The sequence below is a fragment of the Sphingomonas sp. genome, from assembly GCF_019746015.1.
Taxonomy (GTDB): Bacteria; Pseudomonadota; Alphaproteobacteria; order Sphingomonadales; family Sphingomonadaceae; genus Sphingomonas.
Genome location: NZ_JAIESM010000039.1, coordinates 43,859 through 70,252, shown reverse-complemented (window position 1 = coordinate 70,252; position 26,394 = coordinate 43,859). Strand labels below are relative to the sequence as shown.

At 67.7% G+C, this 26,394-nt stretch carries 26 protein-coding genes and 2 tRNA genes; 16 read left to right on the top strand and 12 right to left on the bottom strand.

Annotated features, from left to right (window positions below):
• The 3 genes from K2Y03_RS06740 to dxs all read right to left on the bottom strand — a co-directional run.
• Nucleotides 1-1,826 (bottom strand): MMPL family transporter (locus K2Y03_RS06740; protein WP_294089443.1); only part of this gene is annotated, 1,826 nt, incomplete at its 3' end.
• Between the two features lie 28 nt (nt 1,827-1,854).
• Nucleotides 1,855-2,313: a DUF2141 domain-containing protein gene (locus K2Y03_RS06735; RefSeq protein ID WP_294089441.1), complete on the bottom strand. Its 459-nt coding sequence runs from the start codon at nt 2,311-2,313 to the stop codon at nt 1,855-1,857.
• The gene (gene dxs, locus K2Y03_RS06730; RefSeq protein ID WP_294089438.1) at nt 2,310-4,232 is read right to left on the bottom strand and encodes a 1-deoxy-D-xylulose-5-phosphate synthase; all 1,923 of its coding nucleotides are present in this window, start codon (nt 4,230-4,232) and stop codon (nt 2,310-2,312) included. Before dxs ends, K2Y03_RS06735 begins: the two co-directional genes overlap by 4 nt.
• Nucleotides 4,233-4,350: 118 nt before the next feature.
• Here dxs and K2Y03_RS06725 point away from each other — a divergent pair, with 118 nt between their 5' ends.
• Nucleotides 4,351-5,097 carry a 16S rRNA (uracil(1498)-N(3))-methyltransferase gene (locus K2Y03_RS06725; protein WP_294089437.1) on the top strand — a complete coding sequence of 249 codons (747 nt, stop codon included), beginning with the start codon at nt 4,351-4,353 and terminating at the stop codon, nt 5,095-5,097.
• 33 nt (nt 5,098-5,130) lie between these two features.
• Nucleotides 5,131-6,504, top strand: a complete 1,374-nt coding sequence (locus K2Y03_RS06720) for a glutamate--cysteine ligase (RefSeq protein ID WP_294089436.1) — start codon at nt 5,131-5,133, stop codon at nt 6,502-6,504.
• Between the two features lie 110 nt (nt 6,505-6,614).
• On the opposite strand, the gene K2Y03_RS06715 is transcribed toward K2Y03_RS06720, so the two are convergent.
• Nucleotides 6,615-7,898, bottom strand: coding sequence for a DUF1295 domain-containing protein (locus tag K2Y03_RS06715; protein ID WP_294089435.1), 1,284 nt, complete (start codon nt 7,896-7,898; stop codon nt 6,615-6,617).
• Nucleotides 7,899-7,988: 90 nt separating this feature from the next.
• A complete protein-coding gene (locus tag K2Y03_RS06710) occupies nt 7,989-8,981 on the bottom strand; it encodes an aldo/keto reductase (protein ID WP_294089434.1) in 993 nt (330 codons plus the stop codon).
• Between the two features lie 105 nt (nt 8,982-9,086).
• Between K2Y03_RS06710 and K2Y03_RS06705 the strand changes: the two genes are divergently transcribed.
• From K2Y03_RS06705 to mtnA, 6 genes are all read left to right on the top strand, one after another.
• Nucleotides 9,087-10,061, top strand: coding sequence for a LysR family transcriptional regulator (locus tag K2Y03_RS06705; RefSeq protein ID WP_294089433.1), 975 nt, complete (start codon nt 9,087-9,089; stop codon nt 10,059-10,061).
• Nucleotides 10,041-10,114: transfer RNA gene (locus tag K2Y03_RS06700), tRNA-Gly, on the top strand. The genes K2Y03_RS06705 and K2Y03_RS06700 overlap by 21 nt, the downstream gene beginning before the upstream one ends.
• 29 nt (nt 10,115-10,143) lie before the next feature.
• A complete protein-coding gene (locus K2Y03_RS06695; protein WP_294089431.1) occupies nt 10,144-10,785 on the top strand; it encodes a methylthioribulose 1-phosphate dehydratase in 642 nt (213 codons plus the stop codon).
• Nucleotides 10,782-11,327 (top strand): cupin domain-containing protein, encoded by a 546-nt coding sequence (locus K2Y03_RS06690; protein WP_294089429.1) that lies wholly within the window; start codon nt 10,782-10,784, stop codon nt 11,325-11,327. The genes K2Y03_RS06695 and K2Y03_RS06690 overlap by 4 nt, the downstream gene beginning before the upstream one ends.
• A complete protein-coding gene (gene mtnC, locus K2Y03_RS06685) occupies nt 11,324-11,959 on the top strand; it encodes an acireductone synthase (RefSeq protein WP_367114754.1) in 636 nt (211 codons plus the stop codon). Before K2Y03_RS06690 ends, mtnC begins: the two co-directional genes overlap by 4 nt.
• A 186-nt stretch (nt 11,960-12,145) precedes the next feature.
• Nucleotides 12,146-13,156, top strand: coding sequence for an S-methyl-5-thioribose-1-phosphate isomerase (gene mtnA / locus K2Y03_RS06680; protein WP_294089428.1), 1,011 nt, complete (start codon nt 12,146-12,148; stop codon nt 13,154-13,156).
• A gap of 43 nt (nt 13,157-13,199) precedes the next feature.
• On the opposite strand, the gene K2Y03_RS06675 is transcribed toward mtnA, so the two are convergent.
• Complete coding sequence (locus K2Y03_RS06675) at nt 13,200-13,424, bottom strand: hypothetical protein (protein ID WP_294089426.1); 225 nt, start codon at nt 13,422-13,424, stop codon at nt 13,200-13,202.
• A gap of 180 nt (nt 13,425-13,604) precedes the next feature.
• On the opposite strand from K2Y03_RS06675, the gene K2Y03_RS06670 reads away from it, so the two are divergent.
• On the top strand, nt 13,605-14,021 hold the full coding sequence (locus K2Y03_RS06670; RefSeq protein ID WP_294089447.1) for an endonuclease domain-containing protein: 417 nt from the start codon (nt 13,605-13,607) through the stop codon (nt 14,019-14,021).
• On the opposite strand, the gene K2Y03_RS06665 is transcribed toward K2Y03_RS06670, so the two are convergent.
• The gene (locus K2Y03_RS06665) at nt 14,018-15,160 is read right to left on the bottom strand and encodes an aminotransferase (protein WP_294089424.1); all 1,143 of its coding nucleotides are present in this window, start codon (nt 15,158-15,160) and stop codon (nt 14,018-14,020) included. The two genes, K2Y03_RS06670 and K2Y03_RS06665, sit on opposite strands and share 4 nt — an antisense overlap.
• Before the next feature lie 86 nt (nt 15,161-15,246).
• Between K2Y03_RS06665 and K2Y03_RS06660 the strand changes: the two genes are divergently transcribed.
• Complete coding sequence (locus tag K2Y03_RS06660; protein WP_294089421.1) at nt 15,247-16,515, top strand: NRAMP family divalent metal transporter; 1,269 nt, start codon at nt 15,247-15,249, stop codon at nt 16,513-16,515.
• 20 nt (nt 16,516-16,535) lie between these two features.
• Here the strand turns inward: K2Y03_RS06660 and K2Y03_RS06655 are convergent.
• Nucleotides 16,536-16,621 (bottom strand) — tRNA-Tyr (locus K2Y03_RS06655).
• A gap of 148 nt (nt 16,622-16,769) precedes the next feature.
• On the opposite strand from K2Y03_RS06655, the gene K2Y03_RS06650 reads away from it, so the two are divergent.
• The 3 genes from K2Y03_RS06650 to K2Y03_RS06640 are packed head-to-tail and all read left to right on the top strand — an operon-like array spanning nt 16,770 to nt 19,914.
• Nucleotides 16,770-18,371: a M20/M25/M40 family metallo-hydrolase gene (locus K2Y03_RS06650; protein WP_294089418.1), complete on the top strand. Its 1,602-nt coding sequence runs from the start codon at nt 16,770-16,772 to the stop codon at nt 18,369-18,371.
• A gap of 29 nt (nt 18,372-18,400) precedes the next feature.
• A complete protein-coding gene (rlmB, locus tag K2Y03_RS06645; protein WP_294089415.1) occupies nt 18,401-19,147 on the top strand; it encodes a 23S rRNA (guanosine(2251)-2'-O)-methyltransferase RlmB in 747 nt (248 codons plus the stop codon).
• 26 nt (nt 19,148-19,173) lie between these two features.
• A complete protein-coding gene (locus tag K2Y03_RS06640; protein WP_294089414.1) occupies nt 19,174-19,914 on the top strand; it encodes a hypothetical protein in 741 nt (246 codons plus the stop codon).
• A gap of 4 nt (nt 19,915-19,918) precedes the next feature.
• On the opposite strand, the gene K2Y03_RS06635 is transcribed toward K2Y03_RS06640, so the two are convergent.
• A complete protein-coding gene (locus tag K2Y03_RS06635; protein ID WP_294089413.1) occupies nt 19,919-20,236 on the bottom strand; it encodes a 2Fe-2S iron-sulfur cluster-binding protein in 318 nt (105 codons plus the stop codon).
• Nucleotides 20,237-20,302: 66 nt separating this feature from the next.
• Between K2Y03_RS06635 and K2Y03_RS06630 the strand changes: the two genes are divergently transcribed.
• Nucleotides 20,303-20,917, top strand: a complete 615-nt coding sequence (locus K2Y03_RS06630; protein WP_294089411.1) for a DNA-3-methyladenine glycosylase 2 family protein — start codon at nt 20,303-20,305, stop codon at nt 20,915-20,917.
• A 173-nt stretch (nt 20,918-21,090) separates the two neighbouring features.
• Here K2Y03_RS06630 and K2Y03_RS06625 read toward each other — a convergent pair whose 3' ends face one another.
• Complete coding sequence (locus K2Y03_RS06625) at nt 21,091-21,282, bottom strand: hypothetical protein (RefSeq protein ID WP_294089409.1); 192 nt, start codon at nt 21,280-21,282, stop codon at nt 21,091-21,093.
• Nucleotides 21,283-21,341: 59 nt separating this feature from the next.
• Between K2Y03_RS06625 and K2Y03_RS06620 the strand changes: the two genes are divergently transcribed.
• The gene (locus K2Y03_RS06620; protein ID WP_294089404.1) at nt 21,342-22,169 is read left to right on the top strand and encodes a methyltransferase type 11; all 828 of its coding nucleotides are present in this window, start codon (nt 21,342-21,344) and stop codon (nt 22,167-22,169) included.
• A gap of 381 nt (nt 22,170-22,550) precedes the next feature.
• Here K2Y03_RS06620 and gorA read toward each other — a convergent pair whose 3' ends face one another.
• Nucleotides 22,551-23,897 (bottom strand): glutathione-disulfide reductase, encoded by a 1,347-nt coding sequence (gorA, locus tag K2Y03_RS06615; protein WP_294089401.1) that lies wholly within the window; start codon nt 23,895-23,897, stop codon nt 22,551-22,553.
• On the bottom strand, nt 23,897-25,408 hold the full coding sequence (gene pgi, locus K2Y03_RS06610) for a glucose-6-phosphate isomerase (RefSeq protein ID WP_294089397.1): 1,512 nt from the start codon (nt 25,406-25,408) through the stop codon (nt 23,897-23,899). Before pgi ends, gorA begins: the two co-directional genes overlap by 1 nt.
• 121 nt (nt 25,409-25,529) lie before the next feature.
• Here pgi and lepB point away from each other — a divergent pair, with 121 nt between their 5' ends.
• Nucleotides 25,530-26,384, top strand: a complete 855-nt coding sequence (lepB, locus tag K2Y03_RS06605) for a signal peptidase I (RefSeq protein ID WP_294089393.1) — start codon at nt 25,530-25,532, stop codon at nt 26,382-26,384.
• Nucleotides 26,385-26,394 lie beyond the last annotated feature (10 nt).

Sequence of the window (26,394 nt, the reverse complement as noted above, 5' to 3'; positions counted from 1 at the left end):
GCGGCCAGCGCGCGGGCATGCGCGGCGGCCGCCCCGGGCTTGCCGGCGGCGGCGCGCGCCAGATCCCGGCCCCAGGCGGCGAGTGCGGCGGCATTCTGCGCGTCGTCAGGCGGCGGCGTCAGGTCGAAGGGATTGAGCGTCAGGTCGAGCAGCAGCGCGGCATCCTGGATCAGCGCCAGCTTTTCTTCCTGCTGCACCGGAACGAAACTGTCGATCGACAGCGCCTGCGCCACCTGCGTCAGCTGCTCGGCCTGCGCCACGTCGTGCCGCGCCGCATCGGCATTGCGGGCGAGCAGATAGATGGTGTTGGGCGTGCGCAGCGGGTCGCGCATCAGGTCCATCAGCGACTGCATCGCCGGCGCCTGGCTGGCGCGCAGGTGAAGCGGGTTGAAATCGAACTCGACGAGCGGCAGCAGCGCGATGCTGCCCAGCATGGAAAGGCCGAACGCCCACAGCACCGTGCGCCGATTGCGCTCCAGCCAGCGGTCGAGCGGCGCCGCCTGGGTGAAGCCCACTTCGGCCTGCGGCGCATCGGGGTGGAACAGCACAATCAGCGCCGGCAGCAGCGTGATCGACAGCCCCAGCGCCACCACCATCCCCATGCCGGCAATGATGCCAAGCTCGGCAATGCCGACATAATCGGTCGGCAGGAAGGCGCCGAAGCCCAGGAAGATCGCGCCTGCCGCCAGCGCCAGCGGTGCGCCCAGCGCGCAGGCGGCCTGTTCCAGCGCCAGCACGACATCGGCGCCCTCCAGCCGTTCATGGTTGAAGCGCACGGCGAGCTGAATGCCGAAATCCACCCCCAGCCCGACGAACAGCGGAATGAACGCCACCGAAATCAGGTTGAACGACCCCACCGCCGCCAGCCCCAGCGCGGCGGTGATGACCAGCCCGACCAGCGTGGTGACCACGATCGCCGCGACCGTCTTCGCCGATTTGGTCGCCAGCCACAGCGTGAACAGCATGGCCAGCGCCATCACCAGCCCGACATAGCCGATATTCTCTTCGAGCGTGGCAAACTCCTCGTCGTTCAGCGGCACTTCGCCGGTGACCTGGACATTGACGCCATGCGCCCCGTCGAGCTTCAGCTCGCGCGCGGTGGCGAAGATCGCGTTCACCGCCGCCTCGCCGGGTTTGAGCGCGGTATAGTCGAGCACCGGCTGGGCCAGCACCAGCCGGCGGCGCGGCGCCTGCGGGCTGCCTTTTTCGGCGAACAGCTGTTGCCACGAAAAGAAGGTCGGGCGGCCGGCCTCGACATCGCGGAGCGCCGTGTCGAGTGCGACCATGGGGCGGTCGAGCCGGTCGAGCGTGGTGTCGCCGCGCTCCACGCCGATCAGCGCGGTCTGGAACGCCTGGGCAATGCCGCGCAGCGACGGGTCGGCGGCGAGCGGCCCCAGCAGCGGCTGCGCCTGCACCAGCCCCTTGGTGGTGGCCTCAACCTCGGCAACCGAGCCGAATAACAGCCCCTGCCGCGCCAGATAGGCACCGCCATCGGGCCGCTTCACGGTGCGGAAATGCGCGCGGTCGGCGGCCAGCCGCTCGGCCAGCAGCGCGGCGCCGCGCTCGGCCAGTTCGGGGGTCTTGCCATCGATGATCACCAGCGTGGTGTCGGTCAGCTGGGGGAAGGCGTCGTTCACCGCCGCTTCGTCCACCCGCCACTGCACCTTGGGCGAAATCAGCGCCTGGGTGTTGGTGACCATCTCGAATCGGGTCGCGGCGAACCAGCCGGCGGCCAGCGTGACGAGCGCAATCAGCGCGGCAAGCAGCCACGGGCGCGCCGCACTCACCGCCACGGTGCGGAAGATCAGCCGTTCCGCTGTCGTCACGCCTCAGCGTCCCTCCCCAATGTCCGCTTTACAGGAAAAAGCGCAGCTTGAGCGTAATCGTCTTGTCGGCGGCGAGCGAAAATTTGGCGTCGCTCCATTTGGGCGGGGCGAGCTTGATCGGTGCGTCGTTGGAAAAGCCCACGCCCTCGGTCGGAATGCCGAACAGCGCGCGGTCGACCTTGCCGTTGCTGTTTTCGTCGTGGAACGCCTGCACGGCATATTCACCGGGCAGCAAATTGGTCAGCACCACCACGGTCGTGCCCTTCACCGCGCGCGCGTCGCCCGCAATCGGGCAGTCCTTCAGGAATTCCTCCTGATGGCACAGATCGATATGCACGCGGCCACGGTCGCTCTTCACCCCGGTCACTTCGACGCGCAGGGTGATGTTGCCCACTGCCGCCGCACGCGCGCCGGGATGGGCCGCCGATACGGGGCCGCACGCCGCCAGGCAGCACGCCAGGCCGTACACCGCACGCCAGTTGATCACGCCCGCACTTCCTCCGCCGGCTGCTCGTTCCAGCGCAGCGCCTTCAGCACGCTGTCGATGATCGCATCGGCATCCAGCCCGGCTTCCTTATACTGGAGCTCGGGCTTGTCCTGGTCCTGAAAGCGGTCAGGCAGGCGCAGCGTGCGCAGCTTCAGCCCGGCATCGATCAGCCCGGCGTCGCTGGCATAGGTCAGCACATGTGCGCCAAGGCCGCCGATGGCGCCTTCCTCGATGGTGATCGCCACTTCATGCGTGGTGAGCAGGCGGCGGATCAGCTCTTCGTCCAGCGGCTTGGCGAAGCGCAGATCGGCAACCGTGGTCGACAGGCCCTTGGCCTCCAGCGCGTCGGCTGCCTTCAGCGCTTCAGCGAGGCGCGTGCCGAGCGACAGGATCGCCACCTTCTTGCCCTCGCGCACGATGCGGCCCTTGCCGATTTCCAGCCGCTCCGGCACCTCGGGCAGCGCCACGCCAATGCCGCTGCCGCGCGGATAGCGCAGCGCGATGGGGCCGTCGTCATACAGTGCGGCGGTGTGGACCATGTGGACCAGTTCGGCCTCGTCGGCGGCGGCCATCACGACCATGTTGGGCAGCGTCGCCAGATAGGTGACGTCGAAGCTGCCGGCATGGGTGGAGCCGTCCGCACCGACCAGCCCGGCCCGGTCGATGGCAAAGCGCACCGGCAGATTCTGGATCGCCACATCGTGCACGACCTGGTCATAGGCGCGCTGCAGGAAGGTGGAATAGATTGCGCAGAACGGGCGCATCCCCTGCGCGGCAAGGCCGGCGGCGAAGGTGACGGCGTGCTGCTCGGCAATACCAACGTCGAAGCTGCGGTCGGGAAAGGCCTTGGCAAAACGGTCGATGCCGGTGCCAGACGGCATGGCCGCGGTAATGCCGACGATAGTGGGGTCGCGCTGCGCTTCCCTGATCAGCGCGTCGCCGAACACATTCTGATAGGCGGGCGGTCCCGGCGGGCCCTTTTGCTGCACGCCGCTGACCACGTCGAACTTCTGCACGCCGTGATATTTGTCGGCCGCTGCTTCGGCCGGGGCATAGCCCTTGCCCTTCACGGTCACGACATGGACCAGAATCGGCCCTTCCTCGGCATCGCGCACATTTTCGAGCACGGGGATCAGATGGTCGAGATTATGGCCGTCGATCGGGCCGACATAATAAAAGCCCAGCTCCTCGAACAACGTGCCGCCCATGGCGATGCCGCGCGCGAATTCGTCGGTCTTTTTCAGCCCCTCGGCCAGCGGGCGCGGCAGCCGCTTCGCCAGCTTCTTGGCGAAATCGCGCATACCCAGAAACTCGCGGCTCGACACGATGCGCGACAGATAGGCCGACAGCCCGCCCACCGGCGGCGCGATCGACATGTCATTGTCGTTCAGAATCACGACCAGCCGGTTGCCGGCCTGTTCGGCATTGTTCATCGCCTCATAGGCCATGCCGGCAGACATCGCGCCGTCGCCAATCACGGCAATGCCCTTGCCCGGCTTGCCGGCCAGCTTGTTGGCCACGGCAAAGCCCAGCGCCGCCGAAATCGAGGTGGACGAATGCGCCGCGCCGAACGGATCATATTCGCTTTCGCTGCGCTTGGTGAAGCCCGACAGGCCGCCACCCATGCGCAGCGTGCGGATGCGGTCGCGGCGCCCGGTGATGATCTTGTGCGGATAGCATTGATGGCCCACGTCCCAGACCAGCCGGTCTTCGGGCGTGTTGAACACGTAGTGAATCGCGGTGGTCAGTTCGACCACGCCGAGTCCCGAACCCAGATGGCCGCCCGTCACGCCCACCGCCGAGATCACCTCACGGCGGAGTTCATCCGCGAACTGCGGCAGCTGCTCGGGAGAAAGCTTTCGCAGATCAGCAGGATAGCGGACCTGATCGAGAAGCGGAGTGTTCGGTTCAACAGACATGCCTGACGTAATCCTAACGTTACAAGCGCGCGCCTTTAGCCGATTGCTAAGGAAAGGGAAACCGCCAGCGTTGCCACAAAGTGGTGACGTTGCCGTTCCGCAACACTATGAGCAGGCCATGCCCGCAACGCCCGCCTGGCCGCCGCAATCGACACCGCGCCTGTTCGTGCCCGCCCCGATCACCCCCGGCGCAAGGCTGATCGAGGGAGCACAGGCGCATTATCTTGTACAGGTAATGCGGCTGAAACGCGGCGATGCGGTGAAATTGTTCGATGGCGAAAGCGGCGAGTGGCTGGCAACCGTTGCCGACCCCGGCCGGCGGCGCGTGGTGGTGGAGGTGGGCGAGTGCCTGCGCGGGGTGGAGCCGGTGCCCGACCTGTGGCTGTGCGCGGCGCCGATCAAGAAGGGCCGGATCGACTGGATCGCCGAAAAAGCGTGCGAGCTGGGCGTCGCGCGGCTGGTGCCGGTCATCACCGCGCGCACGATCATCGACCGGCTGAATGGCGAGCGGCTGCAGGCGCATATGGTGGAGGCGGCCGAGCAATGCGGGCGCACCGCCGTGCCCGCGCTTGCCGAACCGGTGAAGCTGGCCGCGCTGCTGCGGGCGTGGCCGGGCGAGCGCGCGCTGTTCTTTGCCGACGAAAATGGCGGCGCCCCCGCCGCCGCGACGATGGCCGCGCAGCCGGGGCCGGCGGCGATCCTGATCGGGCCGGAGGGCGGCTTTACCGAGGAAGAGCGCGCCGCCATCCGCGCGGTGCCGGCGGCGCGCGCCATGTCGCTGGGCCCCCGCATCCTGCGCGCCGACACCGCCGCTGCCGCCGCGGTGGCGATCTGGATGGCAAGTGCGGGCGACTGGTCCCTCTAGCGCGCGGGCACGGCCAAGGCTAAGGGGCGGCGCATGACGACGAAGACCGTATCCGACAAGAACGCTGCGGTCATCGAGCACCGCGACCAGCTGATCGCCAGCTTCGCCAAGGGGGAAAAACCCCGCGACCGCTGGCGCATCGGCACCGAGCACGAGAAATTCGTCTATCGCACCGCCGACCACCGCGCGCCGAGCTATGACGAGCCCGGCGGCATCCGCGACCTGCTGATGGGGCTGACCGAATTCGGCTGGCGCCCGGTGATGGAGGGCGAGCATGTCATCGCGCTGACCGGCGCCGACGGCTCGATCAGCCTGGAGCCGGCGGGCCAGTTCGAACTGTCGGGCGCGCCGCTCGACAATCTGCACCAGACCTGCGCCGAAACCGGCCGTCATCTGGAGCAGGTGGCCACCATCGGCGGGCGGCTGGGGCTGGGCTTTCTGGGGCTGGGGCTGTGGCCCGACAAGGCGCGCGCCGAGCTGCCGATCATGCCCAAGGGGCGCTATGCGATCATGCTGCGGCACATGCCGCGCGTCGGCAGCATGGGGCTCGACATGATGCTGCGCACCTGCACCGTTCAGGTCAACCTCGACTATCAGAGCGAGGCGGACATGGTGAAGAAGTTCCGCGTCGGCTTGGCGCTGCAGCCGCTGGCGACGGCGCTGTTCGCCAATTCGCCCTTTCTGGAAGGGCGGCCCAACGGCTTTCTCAGCTATCGCAGCCATATCTGGTCGGATACCGACCCGGCGCGCACCGGCATGCTGCCCTTCGTGTTCGAAGACGGTTTCGGCTATGAACGCTATGCCGATTACGCGCTCGATGTGCCGATGTACTTCGTCTACCGCGACGGGAAATATATCGACGCGGCCGGGCTGTCGTTCCGCGACTTTCTCGACGGCAAACTCTCCGTCCTGCCGGGCGAGCGGCCGACGATGGAGGACTGGTCGGACCATCTGTCCACCGCCTTTCCCGAAGTGCGGCTGAAATCCTTCCTGGAAATGCGCGGCGCCGATGGCGGGCCATGGGGCCGCATCTGCGCGCTGCCCGCTTTGTGGGTGGGGCTGCTCTATGATCAGGGCGCGCTCGATGCGGCATGGGATCTGGTGAAGGGCTGGTCGATGGCCGACCGGGAGACATTGCGCGCCGAAGTCCCCCGGCTGGGGCTGGATGCACCGCTGCCCGGCGGCCGGCGGCTGCGCGACATTGCCGGCGATGTGCTCGACATTGCCCATGCCGGGCTTGCCGCGCGGGCGCGGCTGGATGGCGCGGGCAGCGACGAGACCGGCTTTCTCGATCCGCTGCGCGAAATCGTGCGCACCGGCACCGTGCCCGCCCAGGCGCTGCTCGACCGCTATCACGGCGCGTGGGGCGGCGATGTTTCGCGGGTTTACGAGGAGATGCGGTTCTAAAGTTTTGCTGAGCCGGCACCAGCCCGCTCCCCCACCCGGCCTCCCATAAGATACTGCCGCTGGGTGGCCGGGTGGGGGAGCGGGCCGGCACCGCCTCAATCAAACCAATCTTAAACCACCTTGCGCCCGGCGACCCAGGCGAAGAACCTTGGCACCGCGCCGTTGCGCGCGATCCACTGCGAATAGGCCTGATAGGCCGGGTCCTCGCCCAGATGCCATTCCTCGGTCTTGGCGCGCCAGTAATAGACGCCGCCCACCACCATCATCAGCAGCGTCGCGCGCGCGCCATCCACCAGCGTGCCGGTGGTCAGGAACGGCATCGTCGCCAGCCACCAGAACAGGTTCTTCGACAGATAGGCCGGGTGGCGCGACACCGCATAGGGGCCGTGGGTCAGAATGCCGCGATGGGTGAGGTTGGAGAAGCGAAAGCCAAACGCCACCGTCGCCCAGGCATAAATCGCGGTCAGCGCCACCAGCACAGCGCCGTTCAGCGCCAGCAGCACCGGCTGCCCGGCCAGCCAGTGGGTCCAGTCCGCCGTGCCCTGATGATAATCGAGCGGGCGGCCGATATCCATCAGCACGAACGGCGGATAGCAGATCAGCGCCGCCGTCCACGCCGCCGCATAAGGATTGGCGCTGCGGATGTGCGAATCGAGCGGCCGCATCGTCAGCACATAGCCGACGGTCGCAAACGCCACGTCGATCACGAACATGAAGGTGATCAGCCAGTTGGCCAGCGCCACCGGATCGGCCAGCACCCGGCCCCAGTCGGCGCGGATGAACTCGCCAAAGCCCGGCGGCACGATCGCCAGCATGAAGGCGAGGAAGAACCCCTTCACCGCCCAGGAACGCAAATGGGCATAGATGGCCTCGGGATCGACCTTTTCGGTGCCCATCAGCCACGCGCCCAGCGCATAGGCGCCGTCCTTGGGCTCCACCAGCTTGCGGTCGAGCCAGATGACATAGGGAATGGCGCCCACGAACAGCAACGGCGCCGCCCAGCCCAGCATCGTCATCGCAAAGGCATAATTGCCCTGCCAGTAGAAGCGGCCCATGCCATAGACGATGGCAATGCCGACCCAGGTGACCCAGAGGCCGGCAATCTTGGTCAGGCTGATGTCGAACGTCTCACGCCAGCTGGTGGTCGACGACCAGTCGATGCCGGTGGTCGGGTTGCGGTGCACCTTGTCGACAAACACCGACCAGACGACCATCGGCAAGCCGCAGCAGACGACGTTCATCAGCGCGGCATAGGGGCCGTCCATACGAAACCAGCGCGCCACCGCCACCCAGGCGAGCAGGCCGACCAGCCCGGCCACGCCGACGCCCGTCGAAACAGCCGATTTGGGGCGGACTTCCTTGGCGGCCTGGGCAAGGGCAGGATCGTGGAGCATTGTGAAGCGCTTAACCGATAATGGTAAGCAACGCGTGAAGGGGGCAGGATCGGCACTGCACGCGCGCCCTGCCCGCTTCGCCACGCAGCCCTATCGTTCGCTGTCGAGCATCGCGAGCTGGGCTTCGGCATAACGGCCGCCCGCCACCGCATCGGCGGGGATCGCCGCGCCGATCGCGGTCAGATCCGCCGGCGACAGGGTAAGCGCGGTCGCGCCCAGCGCTTCGGCCAGCCGGTCGCGGCGCCGCGCGCCGACCAGCGGCACAATGTCGACGCCCTGTGCCGCAACCCAGGCAATGGCGATCTGGGCCGGGGTAGCATCGTGATCATGCGCCAATGCGCGCAGCAGCTCGACCAGCGCGAGATTCTGCTCGACATTGCCTGGCTGGAAGCGCGGCGAATGACTGCGAAAATCGGCAGCGCCCGATGCGCCAGGCCGCCAATGACCGCTGATGAGCCCGCGCGACAGCACACCATAGGCGGTCACGCCGATGCCCAGCGCACGCAGCGTGGGCAGGATATCGGCTTCGATCCCGCGACTGATCAGCGAATACTCGATCTGCAGGTCGCTGATCGGCGTGACCGCGGCCGCGCGGCGGATGGTCTGTGCGCCCACTTCGGACAGGCCGACATGGCGCACATAGCCGGCCTGAACCAGCTCGGCGATGGCGCCCACGGTCTCTTCGATCGGCACGTCGGGATCGAGCCGGGCGAAGCGATAGATGTCGACATAATCGGTGCCAAGCCGCTTCAGGCTATAGGCCAGCGCGTTCTTCACCGCCCGGGGCCGGCCGTCCACACCGATCCAGCTGCCATCCGGGCCGCGCAGCGCGCCGAACTTGACGCTCAGCTGCACACGGTCGCGCGGCCGGCCCCGCAGGGCCTCCGCAATCAGCAACTCGTTATGGCCCATGCCATAGAAATCACCGGTATCGATCAGGGTGACGCCGGCATCGAGCGCGGCATGAATGGTGGCGATGCTTTCCGCCCGGTCAGCCGGGCCATACATGTCGGACATGCCCATGGCACCCAGGCCGATCATGCTGGTGATGGGGCCATCAAGGCCGAGTTTGCGCGTGTTCATGGACCTTCTCCAACTTGTGCAGTGGGGCTGCGAACGCAATATGGTTCATCGGCATTTCCATGATAATCTGGCTTCCGTTGAATAGACTGTACGGAATATCGAACAATGAAGCCTGCCGACCTTGCCGATATCGACGTCTTTGCCGCCGTCGCGCGCGAACGCAGCTTTCGCGGCGCCGCGCGGCAGCGCGGGGTGTCCGCCGCCACGCTGAGCGACGCGGTACGCCGGCTGGAGGAGCGGCTGGGCGTTCGCCTGCTCAACCGCACCACCCGCAGCGTGACCGCAACCGAAGCAGGCATGCGACTGCTCGAGCGGCTGGGACCGGCGCTGGCCGAGATCGATGCCGCAATCGACATGCTGGGTGATTATCGCGGCACCGTGGCCGGCACCCTGCGCCTGAACGTGCCGACCGTCGCGGCCGACCTGATCCTGGTCGACATTGTGCCGCCGTTTCTGGCCGCCTATCCCGACATCCGGGTCGAACTGACCGCCGATGATGACTTTACCGATGTGCTGGCCGCCGGATTCGACGCGGGCATCCGTTTTGACGAATCACTGGCGCAAGACATGATCGCCGTGCCGATCGGGCCGCGCGTGCAGCGCTTCGTCACAGTCGCCGCGCCCGCCTATCTCGCGCGGTACGGCACCCCCGGCCATCCGGCGGAAATCACCGCGCATCGCTGTATCGTGCATCGTTTTGCCAGCGGGGTCGTGCCGCCTTGGGAATTTGCCCGGGCTGGCGAGCAGATCCGCATCACCCCGCGCGGCCCTCTGGTCAGCAACGAGTTGGCGGTAAAGCTCGCCGCCGCCGAAGCGGGGCTTGGCCTGTTCCACAGTTTCGAAGGGTTTGTCGCGCCCCGGTTGCAGGCGGGCACGCTGGTACGCATCCTGACCGACTGGGAAGAGGCGTTCAGCGGCCCGTTCCTTTATTTTGCCAGCCGTCGGCTGATGCCCGGGCCGCTGCGCGCATTTGTCGATTTCGTGAAAACGCGGCCCTCCGCCGATCGCGACGCGGCTTGCGCCGGCCAGCCCAAGCCGGTATCGGCCCCTGTCCCGGGCGCGGGTATAGCACAAGGGTAGTGCAGCAGCCTTCCAAGCTGAATATACGGGTTCGAGTCCCGTTACCCGCTCCAATTTCACGCAGAACTTAGACGAGGAACACATGTCGGGACTGAGCTTGGTGGAGGCGCGCGCGGCGATCGTCGGTGTCGGCCGCTGGCTCGATGGCAAGGGCTGGGCGCCCGCCACCGCCGGCAATTATTCGCTGCGGCTGGGCGACGGGCGCATCGCCATCACCGTGTCGGGCCGGCACAAGGGCCGGCTGACCGAAGCGGACGTGATGACCGTGGACCTGGACGGCAACGCGCTCGACGGCAAGAAGCCCTCGGCCGAAACCGCACTGCACTGTGCGCTCTATCGCCAGTTCGAGGGGGCAAACGCGGTGCTCCACAGCCATTCGCCGCACATGGTGGGGCTGTCGCGCGCGCTGGCCGGCGCCGATCATTACCGGCTGGCCGGGCATGAGATGCTGAAGGCGCTGCCCGGCGTCAGCACGCACGAGACCGAGGCGCTGCTGCCGATTACCGAAAACAGCCAGGACATGGCGGCGATCGAGGCGGCGATCATGCCGCGGCTGGCGGCGGAGGCGATCCCGGCCTATCTTATCCGCGGCCACGGCCTTTATGGCTGGGGCGCCGATCTGGGTGAGGCGGAGCGGGTGATCGAGGCGATCGAGTGGATGATCTCGGCCGAGCTTGCCCAGCTGCAATTCGCCCGCCATCTGGGGTTGAAGGTAACGCCATGAGCCGCCTGCGAATCTATGCCGAGGATGCGCCCGACATCGCGCTGACCGACACCAGCGACGCGGGCGAGATCGCCGCCGCACTTGCTGACATCGGCGTGCATTTCGAGCGCTGGCCGCTGCGCGCGGCGGCCGCTGGCGACATGCTGGCCGCCTATGCGCCGGAGATCGCGGCGCTGAAGGCCAAGGGCGGCTATCAGTCGGTCGATATCGTCGCGATGACGCCCGACCACCCCGAGCGGCAGGCGCTGCGCACCAAATTCCTCGACGAACATACCCATGCCGAGGATGAAGTGCGCTTCTTCATCGATGGCGAGGGGCTGTTCACGCTCCATGCCGGGGGCCGCGTGTTCGACACGCTGTGCACCGCCGGCGACCTGATTTCGGTGCCGGCCGGCATGAAGCACTGGTTCGACATGGGGCCGGCGCCGCGCTTTGCCGCAATCCGGCTGTTCGTGAACCCCGATGGCTGGGTCGCGCAGTTCACCGGCGATCCGATCGCCCGGCGCTTTCCGCGCCACGAACCCGCCCACGCGCCGGCGTGATCCGCGGGATCCTGACCGATATCGAGGGGACCACCTCGAGCATTTCCTTCGTGGCCGACGTGCTGTTCCCCTATGCGCGCCGGCACCTGGCGGCGTATTGCGCGGCGCATCCGCACGCTGTCGCCCCCCTTCTGGCGGAGGTTGAAGCGCTGGAGCCGGGCGACCCCATTGCCACGCTGATCGGCTGGATCGACGCGGACCGCAAGGCGACGCCGCTCAAGGACCTGCAGGGGATGATCTGGGCAGACGGCTATGCCGCCGGCGCTTTTACCGGCCATGTCTATCCCGATGCGGTGGCTGCACTGCGGCGCTGGCATGCCGCCGGCATCGGGCTGTATGTCTTTTCGTCGGGCTCGGTCGCGGCGCAGAAGCTGCTGTTCGGGCATAGCGACGCGGGCGACCTGACGCCGCTCTTCACGGGCTATTTCGACACGCGCACCGGCGCCAAGCGCGAGCCGGCATCCTATGCCACGATTGCCGGCGCGATCGGCCTGCCGCCGGGCGAGATCCTGTTCCTGTCAGACATTTCAGCGGAAACCGACGCGGCGAAGGCGGCCGGGATGCAGGCACTGCTGATCGACCGCGCCACGGGGGCAGGCGACATAGCGAGCTTCGACGAGATCAACCTCTAACCATGGTGACCTAAACCCCCGTTGGTCCCGAGCGAGGTCGAGGGACCGCCTCCGAGCGAACCGCCAGAGACCCGTGTCTCGACTTCGGCCCAAAGGGCCGAAGCCTGTCCTGAGCGGCTGGCTTGACAGCCAGCCGAAGGGCTCGACACCAACGGGATGGGGTGAGGACAAGGCAAGGACCAAGGCATGAAACTCAACGGCACCCATACCCGCTCGATCATGCGGACCGAAGATGGCGCGGGCGTGCGCATTCTCGACCAGCGCGACCTTCCGTGGAAGGTGACCTGGGTCGAGCTGCGCGACGCCGCCACCGCCGCGCGCGCGATCCGCGAGATGTGGACGCGCGGCGCCCCGCTGATCGGCGCGGTCGCTGCCTATGGCCTCGCCATGGCGCTCGCCGCCGGTGACGACCTGGACGAAGCGCGCGACACGCTCGCCGCCGCGCGGCCGACCGCCGTCAACCTGCAATGGGCGCTCGATCAGGTGGCGGACGCGGTGCGCAACCTGCCGCACCCATCGCGCGCCGCCGCCGCCCTTGCCCGCGCCGACGCGATTGCCGAAGAAGATGTCGCGCTCAACCTGGCGATCGGCCGGCATGGCCTTGCCATCCTGCGCGATCTGCACGCGAAAAACCCCGGCCGGCCGGTCAATGTGCTGATGCACTGCAACCCGGGCTGGCTGGCGACGGTCGATTACGGGACCGCGACCGCGCCCCTCTACCTCGCGCATGACGAGGGGCTGCCGGTGCATGTGTGGGTGGACGAGACCCGCCCGCGCAACCAGGGCGCGCTCACCGCGTTCGAGCTGGCCGGGCACGGCGTGCCCCACACCTACATCACCGACAATGCCGGCGGCCATCTGATGATGCAGGGGCTGGTCGATGCGGTGTTCGTCGGCACCGACCGGGTGACCGCCAATGGCGATGTGTGCAACAAGATCGGCACCTATCTGAAGGCGCTGGCCGCCGCCGACAATGGCGTGCCCTTCTACGTCGCGCTGCCCTATACCACCTTCGATCCGGCGACGCCCACCGGCGCCGATGTGCCGATCGAGGAGCGCGGCGGCGACGAAGTGGCGATGATCGGTGCCACCCGCATCACCGACGCCCCGGTCACCAACCCCGCCTTCGACGTGACCCCGGCCCGGCTGGTGACGGGGTATATCACCGAGCGCGGGCTGATGGCGCGGATTGGGTGACCAGAACCCGAAAGAGCCCCACGACGAAGTTAATTGGGAGTGCCTATTGCGGCTTGGCAACAATCTTGACGTAATCGGCAAGGCGCACTGCCTTGCGTAACTCCGTTCCGTACTTTTCACTGATACCTGCGCGGCCAGCGAGATCTGACAGATTCACATTCTTAAGCCGGGCAGCGTGCTCGATCCCGAAGAGATGGATCGTAACAACCTTGTCTCCCTTAGCAGCGGCCGCGCAGGCTTTGCTTAGTGCCTCTACAAGATCGTTCATGGCACCCTCCTTTTTTGTTGGAAGATGAGCAATATCATCAAAATGCCGGGTGTTTGAAGTATCGTCCGCGACCATTTGTGCCAGCGCTTTGGATCAACCTACGCCCCTAACCTCCCCTCCCTGGAAGGGAGGGGTCGGGGGTGGGTTGCGCTCGGCATGGCCTACCGTCAGAATTTCGCGATGCCCCGCGTCCCACCCCATCTGACCGATCGCGCGCGTGACCTGCGCAACAATGCGACCGAAGCCGAGCGGACGATCTGGCGCCTTGTTTCCAGCCACCGCCCGCGCTTCACACGGCAGCTGGTGGTGGGGCGCTACATCGTTGATCTGGCGTGCCGGGCGGCGAAACTGGCGGTCGAGTTCGACGGTAGCCAGCATGTCGACTCCGCATCCGACCTCGAACGCACCGCCTTCCTCGAAAGCTGCGGCTGGCGGGTGATCCGGTTCTGGAATGCCGAGGTCGCGCAAAACCCTGAGGGCGTGGCTGAAGCCATTTTGGCGATGGTCGCGGACATCCTCGGGCCGACCCACCCCCGGCCCCTCCCTGCCAGGGAGGGGAGAATCCGCAACGCGCGAAGCCGGCCTCGGGGACCCTAAGGCAGCCGCGCCATCCGCTCCAGTGCGGCGTCAATCGTCGCGTCCACCTTCGCAAAGCACAGCCGCACCACGTTCGTCACCGCGTCCTGCGCGTAAAAGGCGCTGACCGGGATGGCGGCGACGCCGCGTTCCTCGACCAGCCATTCGCAGAACGCCACGTCGCCCATCGCGATGCCGCTGGCGGCCAGATCGATCGACAGGAAATAGGTGCCGGCACTCGGCAGCACATGATAGCCGCTGGCCGCCAGCCCCGCCGCCAGCCGGTCGCGCGAGCGGGCAAAGCCGGCGCGCATGTCCTGAAAATAGGCCATGTCCTTGCCCAGGCCATAAGCGGCGGCGGCCTGCAGATTGGGCGGGGTGGTGAAGGTGAGGAACTGGTGCGCCTTGGCCAGCACCGCCGCGAGCGCGGGCGCAGCGCACATCCAGCCCACCTTCCAGCCGGTGAGCGAGAAGATTTTGCCCGCCGAGCCGATCTTGACGGTGCGTTCGCGCATCCCCGGCTCGGCCATCAGCGAACGGTGGGCGTGGCCGTCAAACACGACATGCTCCCACACCTCGTCGCAGATCGCGATCAGGTCGCGCTCGACGCAGAACTGGGCGAGCAGCGCGCGCTCCTCCGCGCTGGCGACGGTCGCGGTGGGGTTGAGCGGGTCGTTGAAGATCACCAGCCGGGTGCGCGGCCCCGCCACTCTTTCCAGCGCCTCGCGCGTAATCCGCCACTCGGGCGGCTCCAGCCGGACGAAGCGCGCAACGCCCCCTGCCCGCTCGACCAGCGGCAGATAGGCGTCATACATCGGCTGGAACAGGATCACTTCGTCGCCGGGCGAGACGAGCGCGAGGATCGCCGCCGCCAGTGCCTCGGTCGCGCCGGACGTGACGATCACCTCGCCCGCGTCGAGATCGAGCCCCTGATGGGCGGCATAATGCGCGGCAATGGCGGCGCGCAGTTCGGGCAGGCCCGCCATCGGCGGATATTGGTTGGGGCCAGCGAGCAGCGCGCGCGCCGCCGCCTGCAGCACGTCGGGCGGGCCGTTACCGTCGGGGAAGCCCTGCCCCAGATTGACCGCGCCCGTCGCCCGCGCGCGCGCCGACATCGCCTCGAAAATGGTGGTGCCAAGCTTGGCGTAAACGGGGTTCATGGCCCCCGCGCTAGCAGGGCGGCGACGCGGATAAAAGAGCGCGCATCGGCGCTTGCGCACGCGCAGCGCCCGCCGCACCATGGGCCATGGCGGCGCGGAATCGATCAGGCCTTGGCCAATGGCTGCGCGCGCTCGGCCCGGGCCTCGTCACCGGGGCGGCCGATGACGACCCCAGCGGCATTGGCACGCACAGCCAGGTCGGCGCCGAATTCGGCTATGCCCTGTCCTGGACCTTCGTGCTCAGCTTTCCACTGATGGTGGCGATCCAGCTGGTCGCGGCCGAAATCGGGCGGGTGACGGGCGCCGGCATCGCGCGCAACCTGCGCCGGCATTACCCGCGCGCCGTGCTGGTGGCGATGGTCGCGCTGCTGCTGGTCGCCAACATCGTCAATCTGGGGGCGGATCTCGCCGCGATGGGCGCCGCGCTCGCGCTGATCGCGGGGGGCAATGCGGCGCTCTATACGCTGCTGTTCGGTATCGTCTGCGTCATCGCCGAAGTGGCGCTCAGCTATCGCCGCTATGCCGAACTGCTCAAATGGACGACGCTGTCACTGTTCACCTATGTCGCGGTGGTGATGGTGGCGGGCGTGCCCTGGGGGCAGGCGCTGGCCTCGCTGGTGGTGCCCGATATCCGCTGGAACGCGGCCTATGCGACCGCGCTCGTCGCCATCCTGGGTACCACGATCAGCCCCTATCTGTTTTTCTGGCAGGCAGCGCAGGAGATTGAGGAGCAGCACCGCCACCATGCCAAGCCCTTGTGCGTCACCCCCGCCGACGCGCCGGCGGAGATGCGCCGCATCCGCACGGACACGCTGGTCGGCATGGGGTTCAGCACCCTGGTGTCGCTGGCGATCGTGTTCGCCACCGCCGCGACACTCCATGCGCACGGCATCCGCGATATCGCGACCTCGGCCGATGCCGCGCAGGCGCTGCGGCCGATTGCGGGCGATCTGGCCTTCGCGTTGTTTGCGCTTGGCATCATCGGCACCGGGCTGCTGGCGGTGCCGGTGCTGGCGGGATCGGCGGCCTATGCGATGGTGGAGATGGTCGGGCTGTCGGGCAGCCTTGACGCGCGGCTGCGCGATGCGCGGCTCTTCTATGGCACCATCGCCGCGACGACGCTGGCCGGGGCCGCGCTGCAGACGGTGGGCGTGGACCCGGCGCGCGCGCTTTACTGGGCAGCGGTCGTCAACGGGGTGCTCGCCGCACCGCTGATGGCGATGATGATGCTGATCGCGCGCAACCCGCGGGCGATGGGCCGGCTGACGCTGGGGCCATGGCAGACCGCGCTCGGCTGGGCCGCGACGCTGGTGATGGCAGCGGCGTCCGCGCTGTTTTTGTATATGGTGATTTAGAAAATCGCCCGGCGGAGCGATGGTGGAAGGGGCTGGATTCGAACCAGCGTACGCTCACGCGGGCAGATTTACAGTCTGCTGCCTTTAACCACTCGGCCACCCTTCCACGGCGCCGCTTGCAAAAGCGAGGCGGCTCCATGCCGAGCGATCACGCGCCTGTCAACCACGCACCCCCTGCCAGGCACTCCATGCCAGTGCTTGCCAGCCGCGCCGCCGCCGCTTAACGCACAGGCAAAATAAGGGAGAGTTGCCATATGCGCCTGTTACTCACCGCCGCTGCGATCGTCATTGCCGCGCCTGCGCTCGCCCAGAGCGACCGGACCGCGACGGTGAAGATCATCGACGAAGGCATCAACCACAGCCAGGTGATGCCGATCGTCGAGCATCTGAGCGACGTGATCGGCCCGCGCATGACCAACTCGCCGGCAATGCGCAAGGCCGAGGACTGGACCCAGGCCAAGTTCCGCGAATGGGGCCTGAGCGCGGTGCACAAGGAAGGGTTCGAGTTTGGCCGCGGCTGGTGGATCGAGCGGTCGAGCGTGCGGATGGTCTCGCCGCGCCCGGTGCAGCTGACCGCGATTCCGGTGGCGTGGACGCCGGCCACCAACGGCCCGCTGAGCGCGCCCGTCATCGTCGCGCCGATCGCCAAACTGGCTGATTTCGACAAGTGGCGCGGCAAGCTGAAGGGCAAGATCGTGATGATCACGCGGCCCGGCACCGGCTCTGAACCTGGCCGCGCGCCCTTTCAGCGGCTGACCGGCGAAGACATCGCCAAGCTCGACCAGTTCCAGCAGCCGGTCTATGACCCCGAGGGCACCGACCGGCGGATGAAGCGGCTGGACTTTGCCAAGAAGCTCGACGCCTTTCTGAAGGCCGAGGGTGCGCTGGCCTGGGTCCAGCAAAGCTATCGCGACGGCAAGCTGGTGCATGGCGAGGGCTATCTGTTCGGCGTCGGCGAGACCCCCTCGCTGCCCGGCATCGATCTGGCGGCCGAGGATTATCGCCGCCTTGCCCGCCTGGCCAAGGCAGGGGCGGCGCCCACCATCGAGATCGACAGCGTCGTCCGTTTCGACGATTCGGATACCAAGGCCTATAACATCATTGCCGAAATTCCCGGCACCGACCCCAAGGCCGGCTATGTGATGGCCGGCGCGCATCTGGACAGCTGGGTGGCGGGTGACGGTGCGGCCGACAATGGCGCCGGCACCGCGATGGTGATGGAGGCGGCACGGATTCTGGCCGCGTCGGGCTTCAAGCCCAAGCGCACCATCCGCTTTGCGCTGTGGGCGGGTGAGGAGCAGGGCCTGCTCGGCAGCCTGGCCTATATCGAACAGCATATCGCCACGCGCGGCTCGGCGAGCGACCCGGTGCAGACGGGCCTGGCGCGCTTCTATGGCTGGGGCCAGCGCTGGCCGATCACGCCCAAGCCCGGCTGGGGCGAGCTGGCCGCCTATTTCAATCTCGACAATGGCTCGGGCAAGGTGCGCGGCATCTATGCGGAGAACAACCCGGCAGTGGTGCCGATCTTCCGCGAATGGCTCGCGCCATTTGGCCCGATGGGGGCAAGCGCGGTCGTCATCCAGAAGACCGGCGGCACCGACCATTATTTCCTGCAGGCGGTCGGCGTGCCGGGCTTCCAGTTCATTCAGGACCCGCTCGACTATAACAGCCGCGTCCACCACAGCAGCGCCGACACGTTCGACCATCTGAAGGGCGACGACATGCGCCAGGGCGCGACCATTCTCGCCTCGTTCCTGCTGAACGCCGCCAATGCCGAAAAAGCGCTGCCGCGCCCGCCGCTGCCCACCAAGCCGGCCGTCACCGATCCCTATGCCTATGGCGATGATGAGGACTGAGGCGGGCACCCCGCACGCCGGGGGCGGGCATGGCGCGTAAGGGCCACCGCCCCTCTGCCGGATCGCCGCAGCGGCCGCGCTTCTGGGGGCGCCACGCAGTCTATGCCGCGCTCGACAATCCCGAGCGGCGGGTGAGGAAGCTGTGGATCACGCGCGAGGCCGCCGCGCTGATCGTGATGCCGGACGATGTGCCCACGGTCTATGCCGATGTCGCCGATCTGGCCCGGCTGGTGCCCGCCGACGCGCCGCATCAGGGGCTGGTGGCGGAGGTTGATCCGCTGGAGGATATCTGGCTGGGCGATCTGCTGCGTCACGGCACCGATGACGCGCGCCCGCTGCTGGTGCTCGATCAGGTGACCGACCCGCACAATGTCGGCGCGATCCTGCGCTCGGCCGCCGCGTTCGACGCGCTGGGCATCGTGACGCAGGACCGGCACAGCCCACCCGAATCGGGCACGGTCGCCCGCGCGGCTTCGGGCGCGCTGGAGGTGGTGCCCTGGGTCCGCGTGGTCAATCTCGCCCGCGCGCTCGACGAGATTGCCGAGGCGCAGTTCTGGCGCATCGGCCTGGCCGGCGAGGGCAAGGTAACGCTGGCCGAGGCAGTGAAGGGCGGCGGCAAGACCTGCCTGGTGCTGGGCGCGGAAGGCGAAGGCATGCGCCAGAACACCGCCGCGCATTGCGACGTGGTGGCCCGCCTGCCGATTTCGGCGCAGATCGAAAGCCTGAACGTGTCGAACGCGGCCGCCATTGCGCTATATGCGGTGGCGACGCGCTGAAATTCAGCCCGAAGGGAGCATCGCCGATGATTGCCCGCCCCGCCCGATACATCGCCAGAGCCGTCGCGCTGCTGCTGTTGCCGCTGGTGCTTGCGTCATGCGCGCTCACGCCGGGCAAGTTCACCTCCACGCTCACCATCAACGCCGATCGCAGCTTCGCCTTCACTTATGTGGGCGAAGTGATCGCGCTTGACCTGGGCAAGCAGCTGAAGCCGGTTGACGACAAGGACGGCAAGCGCCCGGCCGACGACAGCCCCCGTGCCGAGCGCACCAGCGCGCAGGCCGACGATCCCGGCGCCGATGCCGATCAGGAACGCCAGAATGCCGCGATTGCCACCGCATTGTCGCGCGAGCCGGGCTATCGCAAGGTGCAGTATCTGGGCGCCGGCCGCTTCCTGATCGATTATGCGGTGCGCGGCCGGCTCGATCACGCCTTTGTCTGGCCTTACAACATCGACGCCGAGGTCATTTTTCCGTTCCTCGCCGTCGAATTGCGGCCCGGCGGCGCGGTGCGCGTGAAGGCGCCCGCCTTTGCCGCCGAGGGATCAAAGCAGGTAAGCCAGATGGGGCCGATGGCCGGCGCCGACGCCGCGAGCAAGCTGGACGGCGTCTTCACGCTCGATACCGATGCCGAGATCGTCAGCCAGAATGAGGAAGGCGGCGTGCAGACCGCAGCCGGACGCAAGCGCATGGTGTGGCGCGCCACCCCCGCGCTCAAAAGCGCGCCGAGCGCGGTGCTGCGCCTCAATCCGCTGCCAGCGTTCTAGCCGCTCAGTCTTCTTCGGCGATCCGCACGCGCAGGCCATCGAGCGCGTCGGTGAAGGGGATCTGGCACGACAGGCGGCTGGTGCCGTCGCGGCCGGCGGTGCTGTCGAGCAGGTCGTTCTCGTCCAGGCTGATCGCCGGCAATTTGGCCGCAAACGCCGGATCGACATGGACATGGCAGGTCGCGCAGCTGCAGCAGCCGCCGCACAGCGCCAGAATCTCGTCGATCCCGGCGTCGCGGATGACTTCCATCACCGAAAGGCCAGCTTCGCCCGTGACAGTCCGTTCTTCCCCGTTGCGCATCACGACGATAAGCTGCGGCATGAAAATCTCCCTAAATGGCGCGGCCGCCATAGCCCGGCGCCGCCCGCTTGATCAAGGAAGCTTGCAATGGGCCTGAGCGCGGAGAAGCTGCGCGCCGGGGTGGATGCGCTGGCCGCGTGCGAGCCGGCCTTTGCCCGTGCGCTCGACCGGGCGGGCTATCCCGAGCCGCGCCTGCGCGACCGCGGCTATGAAACGCTGCTGCGCACGATCGTCGGCCAGCAGGTGAGCGTGGCCGCCGCCGCCTCGATCTGGCGCAAGCTGGAGGCGGTGGGCGACCTGACCGATCCGGCCACCATTGCCGCCGCGAGCGACGACGCGCTGCGCGCCGCCGGGCTGTCGCGACAGAAAGCGGGCTATGCCAAAAGCCTGGCCGATGAAGTGGTGAGCGGCGCGCTGAACCTGGCCGCGCTGCCCGCCGATGACGAGGACGCCATTGCCGCGCTCACCCGGGTGAAGGGCATCGGGCGCTGGTCGGCCGAAATCTATCTGCTGTTCGCCGAAGGGCGCGCGGACATCTGGCCGGCGGGCGACCTGGCGGTGCAGATCGAGGTGGGCCGCATCCTGGGGCTCGACGCGCGCCCGACGGAGAAAGCCACCCGCCTGCTCGCCGAACCGTGGCGCCCGCACCGCGGCGCCGCCGCCATCTTCGCCTGGCACCATTACAAGATCGCGGTGATCTGAACGGCGTTTCGCAGCACCTTTTCCGCCACGCCTGGGCATGGTGATCTCACTCCTCCTCCCCTTCAGGGGAGGAGGTTGGGAGGTGGGGCCTATATCGAGGGCGCAACACCGGCAGAGACGCCCCACCCCAACCCCTCCCCTGAAGGGGAGGGGCTTTGGTTGGGGACCACACGCTATCCCCCCGCCCTGAGCGCGAGCGCGGTGCAAACCACGGCCGCCAGCACCGCGAGCACCTGCACCAGGCCCCAGTCGATCGGGCCGACCGCGTCGGGATCGTGCCGGCGCACGCGGCGCCAGTCGCGCCAGCCGGCGATCAGCCCGACCGCAAGGCTCCCCGCCGCCGCTGCCCACAGCCCCGCTTGCATCGCCTGCCACCTCCCGCCACAACGTGCGCCGGTTACTGCCGTGCCGCAAAGGAGTCGTCATGCGTTATCTGTCTGCCCTTCGGGTCGCCGCGCCGGTGGCGCTCGCCGCTGCTGCCGCTTCGGGGCTGGTGATTGCCGCCACCACGCCCGCGCCCAAGCCCGGCGCGGCGCTGATCGCCGCCGTCAAGGCGCCCAGCCGCACCCCTGCCAACCTGGCCCGCGACGCCTATCGCCACCCGGCCGAAACGCTTGCCTTTTTCGGGGTGAAGCCGACCGACACGGTGGTGGAAATCTGGCCGGCCGGCGGCTGGTACACCGAAATTCTGGCGCCCTATCTGCACGCCAAGGGCACCTATTATGCCGCCGCCCCCAGCGAGCGGGCGCGCGCCGGCGTCAACAAGCTGGTCGCCGCCAAGCCCGATGTCTATGGCAAGGTCAAATGGGCCACCTTTCCCTCGGCCGATGCGCCCGACCGGGTGCCGGCCGGCACCGCCGATGTCGTGCTGACCTTCCGCAACGTGCACAACTGGAGCTTCGGCGCGACCGACCAGACCCAGGCCGCATTCGACCAGATGTTCGCCATGCTGAAGCCCGGCGGCACGCTGGGCGTGGTCGAACATCACCTGCCCGAGAACGCCACCGGCATCACCGAGGCGAAGAGCGGCTATATGAAGCGCTCCAGCGTCATCGCGCACGCGGAGAAGGCCGGGTTCAAGCTGGCCGGCGAAAGCAATGTAAACGCCAACCCCAAGGACACGCATGACTATCCCAAGGGGGTGTGGACGCTGCCGCCCAACTATGCCGAAGGCGACAAGGACCGCGCCAAATATGCCGCGATCGGCGAAAGCGACCGGATGACGCTGAAGTTCGTCAAGCCGAAGAAATAGGCGCGCACCGACCAGACGATAAGCCCCTCCCGCCTGCGGGAGGGGTTTGGGGTGGGCCTGTTCTCGGCCACCCGGCTCAGCCCACCCCCGGCCCCTCCCGCAAGCGGGAGGGGAGCGCAGCACGAGCCACACACCCGCACCGTCACCCCGGACTTGATCCGGGGTCCCGCTTTTTCCACGCTCGCAAAGGCAGCGGGACCCCGGGTCAAGCCCGGGGTGACGGACGGGTCTGATCGCGAACCAAGCTGGCGTCTTTTTCGGCTTTTTTGACGCGGCACCAGCCCGCTCCCCCACCCGGCCACCCAACGGCAGTATTCTATGGGTGGCCGGGTGGGGGAGTGGGCCGGCGCCGCCACCGTTTCCGTGAAACTGAAACCAACCCTAACGCAGCAGCACCAGCTCTTCCGCCATGGTCGGGTGGAGCGCCACGGTCTGGTCGAACGCTTCCTTGGTCAGCCCCGCCTTCACCGCGACCGCCGCTGCCTGAAGGATTTCGGCGGAGTCCGGCCCGATCATGTGGATGCCCAGAATCCGCCCGGTCGAGGCGTCGCATACCATCTTGTACAGCGCGCGCTCGTTGCGGCCGGCCAGCACATTCTTCATCGGGCGGAAGTCTGAGGTATAGACCTTCACCGTCCCGTAACGCTGCTTGGCCTGGCTTTCGGTCAAGCCGACGCCGGCCAGTGGCGGGTGGCTGAACACGGCGTTGGGGATGCAGCTATGGTCGACGCGCCACGGCTTGCCGCCGAACACGGTGTCGGCAAAGGCATGGCCTTCACGGATCGCGACCGGGGTCAGCTGCACCCGGTTGGTCACGTCGCCCACCGCATAGATGCTGGGGCAGCTGGTGCGGCTGTCGGCATCGACTGCGATCGCGCCATCGTCGTTGAGGGTGACGCCGGCTGCCTCCAGCCCCAGGGCGGCCGTGTTGGGCACGCGGCCGGTGGCGAACAGCACGCAATCCACCTCGATCGCGTCATGGTTGGTCATCTCCACCCGCAACGTCCCGCTCGCCAGCTTCTCGATGCCCAGCAGCCGCGCGTTGAAGCGGAAGTTGATGCCCTTGGTCATCGAAATCTGCAGCAGCCGGTCACGGATCTGCTCGTCATAGCCGCGCAAAATCTGGTCGGACCGGTTGATCAGCGTCACCTTGCTGCCGAATTCGTGGAAGATGCCGGCAAATTCATTGGCGATATAGCCCGCACCGGCAATCAGCACGCGGGCGGGCAGTTCGGGCAGGTGGAACACCTCGTTGGAGGTGATGCCATGCGCGTTGCCCGGAAAATCGGGCACCTGCGGGTGCGCGCCGGTCGCCACCAGCAGCACGCGCGCGCTGATGTCGCGGCCGCCGGCCAGCCGCACCGACTGGGGGCCGGTGATGGTCGCGCGCTCGTGGAAAATCTCCACATCATGGCTGTCGAGCGTGTTGGTATAGGCCTGGTTCAGCCGGTCGACCTCGGCCAGCACATTGTCGCGCAGCTTGGCCCAGTCGAACCGGGTTTCGGGCACGTCCCAGCCGAAACAGCGCGCGTCGGCCAGATCCTCGGCAAAATGCGCGCCATAGACGAGCAGCTTTTTGGGCACGCAGCCGCGGATGACGCAGGTGCCGCCGACGCGATATTCCTCGGCAATCGCCACGCGGGCGCCGTGCGCGGCGGCAATGCGCGCGGCACGCACCCCGCCCGAGCCCGCGCCGATGACGAACAGGTCATAATCAAAATCGCTCATCAGAAATCCTTGATCGCAAAGGCGCGTGCCATCAGGTCGGTGGTGGAGGGGTCGAAATCCAGCCCCCCCATGGCGGCGGCGCGTGCCATTTCCTTGCCCAGCTCGACGCCGAACTGGTCGAACGGGTTGATTCCCAGCAGCACCGCATTGGCAAAGGTGCGGTGCTCGTAAAAGGCGATCAGCGCACCCAGGCTGCGCGGCTCCAGCGCGTCGATCAGGATGGTCGCCGACGGCCGGTCGCCGGCATAGGCGCGCGCCGGATCGTCGGCCCTGCGCCCCTTCATCAGCGCAGCCCCTTGCGCGAAACAGTTGAGCAGCAGCTGGCGGTGATGTTCGGGGTTCAGCATGTCGCCGGGCTCGGCGACCGCGACGAACTCGACCGGCACCAGCTGCGTGCCCTGGTGGAGCAGCTGGAACACCGCGTGCTGCGCATCGGTGCCCACCCCGCCCCACGTCACCGGCGCGCTGGGGCGGGCAAGCGGCGTGCCATCGGCCGACACCGATTTGCCGTTCGATTCCATTTCCAGCTGCTGCAGATAGGCCGGCAGCAGCCGCAGCCGCTCGTCATAGGCGAACACCGCGCGGGTGGCGGCGCGCTTGACCTGCGCATAGGCAAGGTCGGCCACCGCCGCCAGCACCGGCGCGTTTTCGTGGAAGGCGGCCAGGCGGAAATGCCGGTCCATCTCGGCCGCACCGTCGAGCAGCGCCTCGAACGCTTCCCAGCCCAGCGCCAGCGCCGCCGGAAAGCCGATCGACGACCACAGCGAATAGCGCCCGCCCACCGACTCGGCAAAGGGCAGCACGCGGGTGTCGTCTACCCCCCAGCCGACCGCGCGTTCGGGCGCGGCGGTCAGCGCGACGACGCGGCCATGCGGATCGGCGACGCCCCCTTCCGCCAGCCAGGCCATCGCGCTGTCGGCGTTCAGCAGGGTCTCGGTTGTGGTGAAGGTTTTCGACGCCACCACCACCAGCGTCGCTGCCGGATCGAACCGGCGGAACGCCTCTTCCAGCGCGAGCGCGTCGATGTTGGAGACGACCGCCACTTCGTACCGGCTGTCGTCGCGGCCCAGCGCATCGACCAGCAGCGCCGGCCCCAGCGCCGATCCGCCAATGCCGATGTGCAGCACATGGCGAATGGGGCCGAGCGCGCCCGCCTCGATCGCGTCGATCAGCGCGCGCATCCGGGCGTGGAGCATTGCCGCGCGCGCCACCGCTTCGTCGCTGCCCTCGCCGCGTTCGGCGCCGTGTTCGGCGGCGCGACCCTCGCTGCGGTTGATCGGGTCGCCGGCAAACAGCGCGGCGCGCTTGCCCGCCAGATCCTGCGTGCGGGCCAGCCCCTCGAACGCAGCCACCATGTCCGCCGTCAGATGGGTTTTGGACCAGTCGAAATGGAGCCCGGCCACGTCGAGCGTAAAGCGCTTCAGCCGGTCCGGGTCACTGGCGAACAGCGCCTCCAGCCGGGGCCAGGCCAGCTGCTCGATCGATTCCCAGGCATGTTCCGGCGTCGCCATCGCGTTCCTCTTCGCAGGTCGGTGGAGCCGCGCTCTACCCGTTGGCGCGCGCCCTCGCCACCCCCGGCGTCGCGGGCGCCCGGCTTGACGGGCAGCGCGGCACTGGCGCAAAGGCGGCGCGATGGACGACCCCGCCACCGCCACCCCCACGCCCGCCGGCACGCCCGCACCGGCCGCCGCGCGCCCCGGCTTTTTTGCCGAAGTGCGCGACCTGCTCTGGTTCCTGGTCCGGCTGGTGGTGATTGTCGTGCTGTTCCGCAGCTTCTTGCTGTCGCCGTTCGTCATCCCGTCCGAATCGATGCTGCCCCGGCTGCTGGTGGGGGACTATCTGTTCGTGTCGAAATGGAATTACGGCTATTCGCGGCACAGCCTGCCGTTCAGCTGGCCGTTGATCCCCGGGCGCGTGCTGCCGGGCATGCCGACGCGCGGCGACATCGCCGTGTTCAAGGCGCCGCCCGGCAACCGCGACGATTATATCAAGCGCGTCATCGGCCTGCCCGGTGACAGCATCCAGATGGTCAGCGGCCAGATCATCCTGAACGGCCGCCCGGTGCCGCAGGTGCCGATGGCCGATTTCGTGCTGCCGCTGACGCCCAATTATTCGGAGAAGGACTGCCCCGCAGCGTTTCAGGAGCAGGTGAAGGGCAAGGCCTATTGCCGCTATCGCCAGTATCGCGAAACGCTGCCCAACGGCGTCAGCTATGCGGTGCTCGACCGGGGGCCGAGTCTGGCCGACAACACCCCCGTCTTCCATGTGCCGGGGGGCCATGTGTTCATGATGGGCGACAATCGTGACGACAGCGCCGACAGCCGCTTCCCCCCCGTCGCCGGGCAGGGCATCGGCTATGTCCCGCTGGAAAATCTGGAAGGGCGCGCGCTCTTCATGTTCTATTCGACCGATGGCAGCGCCAGCCTGTTGCTGCCCTGGACCTGGTTCAGCGCCACGCGCTGGCAGCGGCTGGGCAGGGGCTTTTGAGCACGCTTGC

What these genes read in the sequence shown, in the direction of transcription:
- dxs (WP_294089438.1), bottom strand. Translation starts at nt 4,232, where the DNA reads ATGTCTGTTGAACCGAACACTCCGCTTCTCGATCAGGTCCGCTATCCT.
- K2Y03_RS06725 (WP_294089437.1), top strand. Translation starts at nt 4,351, where the DNA reads ATGCCCGCAACGCCCGCCTGGCCGCCGCAATCGACACCGCGCCTGTTC.
- K2Y03_RS06720 (WP_294089436.1), top strand. Translation starts at nt 5,131, where the DNA reads ATGACGACGAAGACCGTATCCGACAAGAACGCTGCGGTCATCGAGCAC.
- K2Y03_RS06715 (WP_294089435.1), bottom strand. Translation starts at nt 7,898, where the DNA reads ATGCTCCACGATCCTGCCCTTGCCCAGGCCGCCAAGGAAGTCCGCCCC.
- K2Y03_RS06710 (WP_294089434.1), bottom strand. Translation starts at nt 8,981, where the DNA reads ATGAACACGCGCAAACTCGGCCTTGATGGCCCCATCACCAGCATGATC.
- K2Y03_RS06705 (WP_294089433.1), top strand. Translation starts at nt 9,087, where the DNA reads ATGAAGCCTGCCGACCTTGCCGATATCGACGTCTTTGCCGCCGTCGCG.
- K2Y03_RS06695 (WP_294089431.1), top strand. Translation starts at nt 10,144, where the DNA reads ATGTCGGGACTGAGCTTGGTGGAGGCGCGCGCGGCGATCGTCGGTGTC.
- K2Y03_RS06690 (WP_294089429.1), top strand. Translation starts at nt 10,782, where the DNA reads ATGAGCCGCCTGCGAATCTATGCCGAGGATGCGCCCGACATCGCGCTG.
- mtnA (WP_294089428.1), top strand. Translation starts at nt 12,146, where the DNA reads ATGAAACTCAACGGCACCCATACCCGCTCGATCATGCGGACCGAAGAT.
- K2Y03_RS06675 (WP_294089426.1), bottom strand. Translation starts at nt 13,424, where the DNA reads ATGAACGATCTTGTAGAGGCACTAAGCAAAGCCTGCGCGGCCGCTGCT.
- K2Y03_RS06670 (WP_294089447.1), top strand. Translation starts at nt 13,605, where the DNA reads ATGCCCCGCGTCCCACCCCATCTGACCGATCGCGCGCGTGACCTGCGC.
- K2Y03_RS06665 (WP_294089424.1), bottom strand. Translation starts at nt 15,160, where the DNA reads ATGAACCCCGTTTACGCCAAGCTTGGCACCACCATTTTCGAGGCGATG.
- K2Y03_RS06660 (WP_294089421.1), top strand. Translation starts at nt 15,247, where the DNA reads ATGGCGGCGCGGAATCGATCAGGCCTTGGCCAATGGCTGCGCGCGCTC.
- K2Y03_RS06650 (WP_294089418.1), top strand. Translation starts at nt 16,770, where the DNA reads ATGCGCCTGTTACTCACCGCCGCTGCGATCGTCATTGCCGCGCCTGCG.
- rlmB (WP_294089415.1), top strand. Translation starts at nt 18,401, where the DNA reads ATGGCGCGTAAGGGCCACCGCCCCTCTGCCGGATCGCCGCAGCGGCCG.
- K2Y03_RS06640 (WP_294089414.1), top strand. Translation starts at nt 19,174, where the DNA reads ATGATTGCCCGCCCCGCCCGATACATCGCCAGAGCCGTCGCGCTGCTG.
- K2Y03_RS06635 (WP_294089413.1), bottom strand. Translation starts at nt 20,236, where the DNA reads ATGCCGCAGCTTATCGTCGTGATGCGCAACGGGGAAGAACGGACTGTC.
- K2Y03_RS06630 (WP_294089411.1), top strand. Translation starts at nt 20,303, where the DNA reads ATGGGCCTGAGCGCGGAGAAGCTGCGCGCCGGGGTGGATGCGCTGGCC.
- K2Y03_RS06625 (WP_294089409.1), bottom strand. Translation starts at nt 21,282, where the DNA reads ATGCAAGCGGGGCTGTGGGCAGCGGCGGCGGGGAGCCTTGCGGTCGGG.
- K2Y03_RS06620 (WP_294089404.1), top strand. Translation starts at nt 21,342, where the DNA reads ATGCGTTATCTGTCTGCCCTTCGGGTCGCCGCGCCGGTGGCGCTCGCC.
- gorA (WP_294089401.1), bottom strand. Translation starts at nt 23,897, where the DNA reads ATGAGCGATTTTGATTATGACCTGTTCGTCATCGGCGCGGGCTCGGGC.
- pgi (WP_294089397.1), bottom strand. Translation starts at nt 25,408, where the DNA reads ATGGCGACGCCGGAACATGCCTGGGAATCGATCGAGCAGCTGGCCTGG.
- lepB (WP_294089393.1), top strand. Translation starts at nt 25,530, where the DNA reads ATGGACGACCCCGCCACCGCCACCCCCACGCCCGCCGGCACGCCCGCA.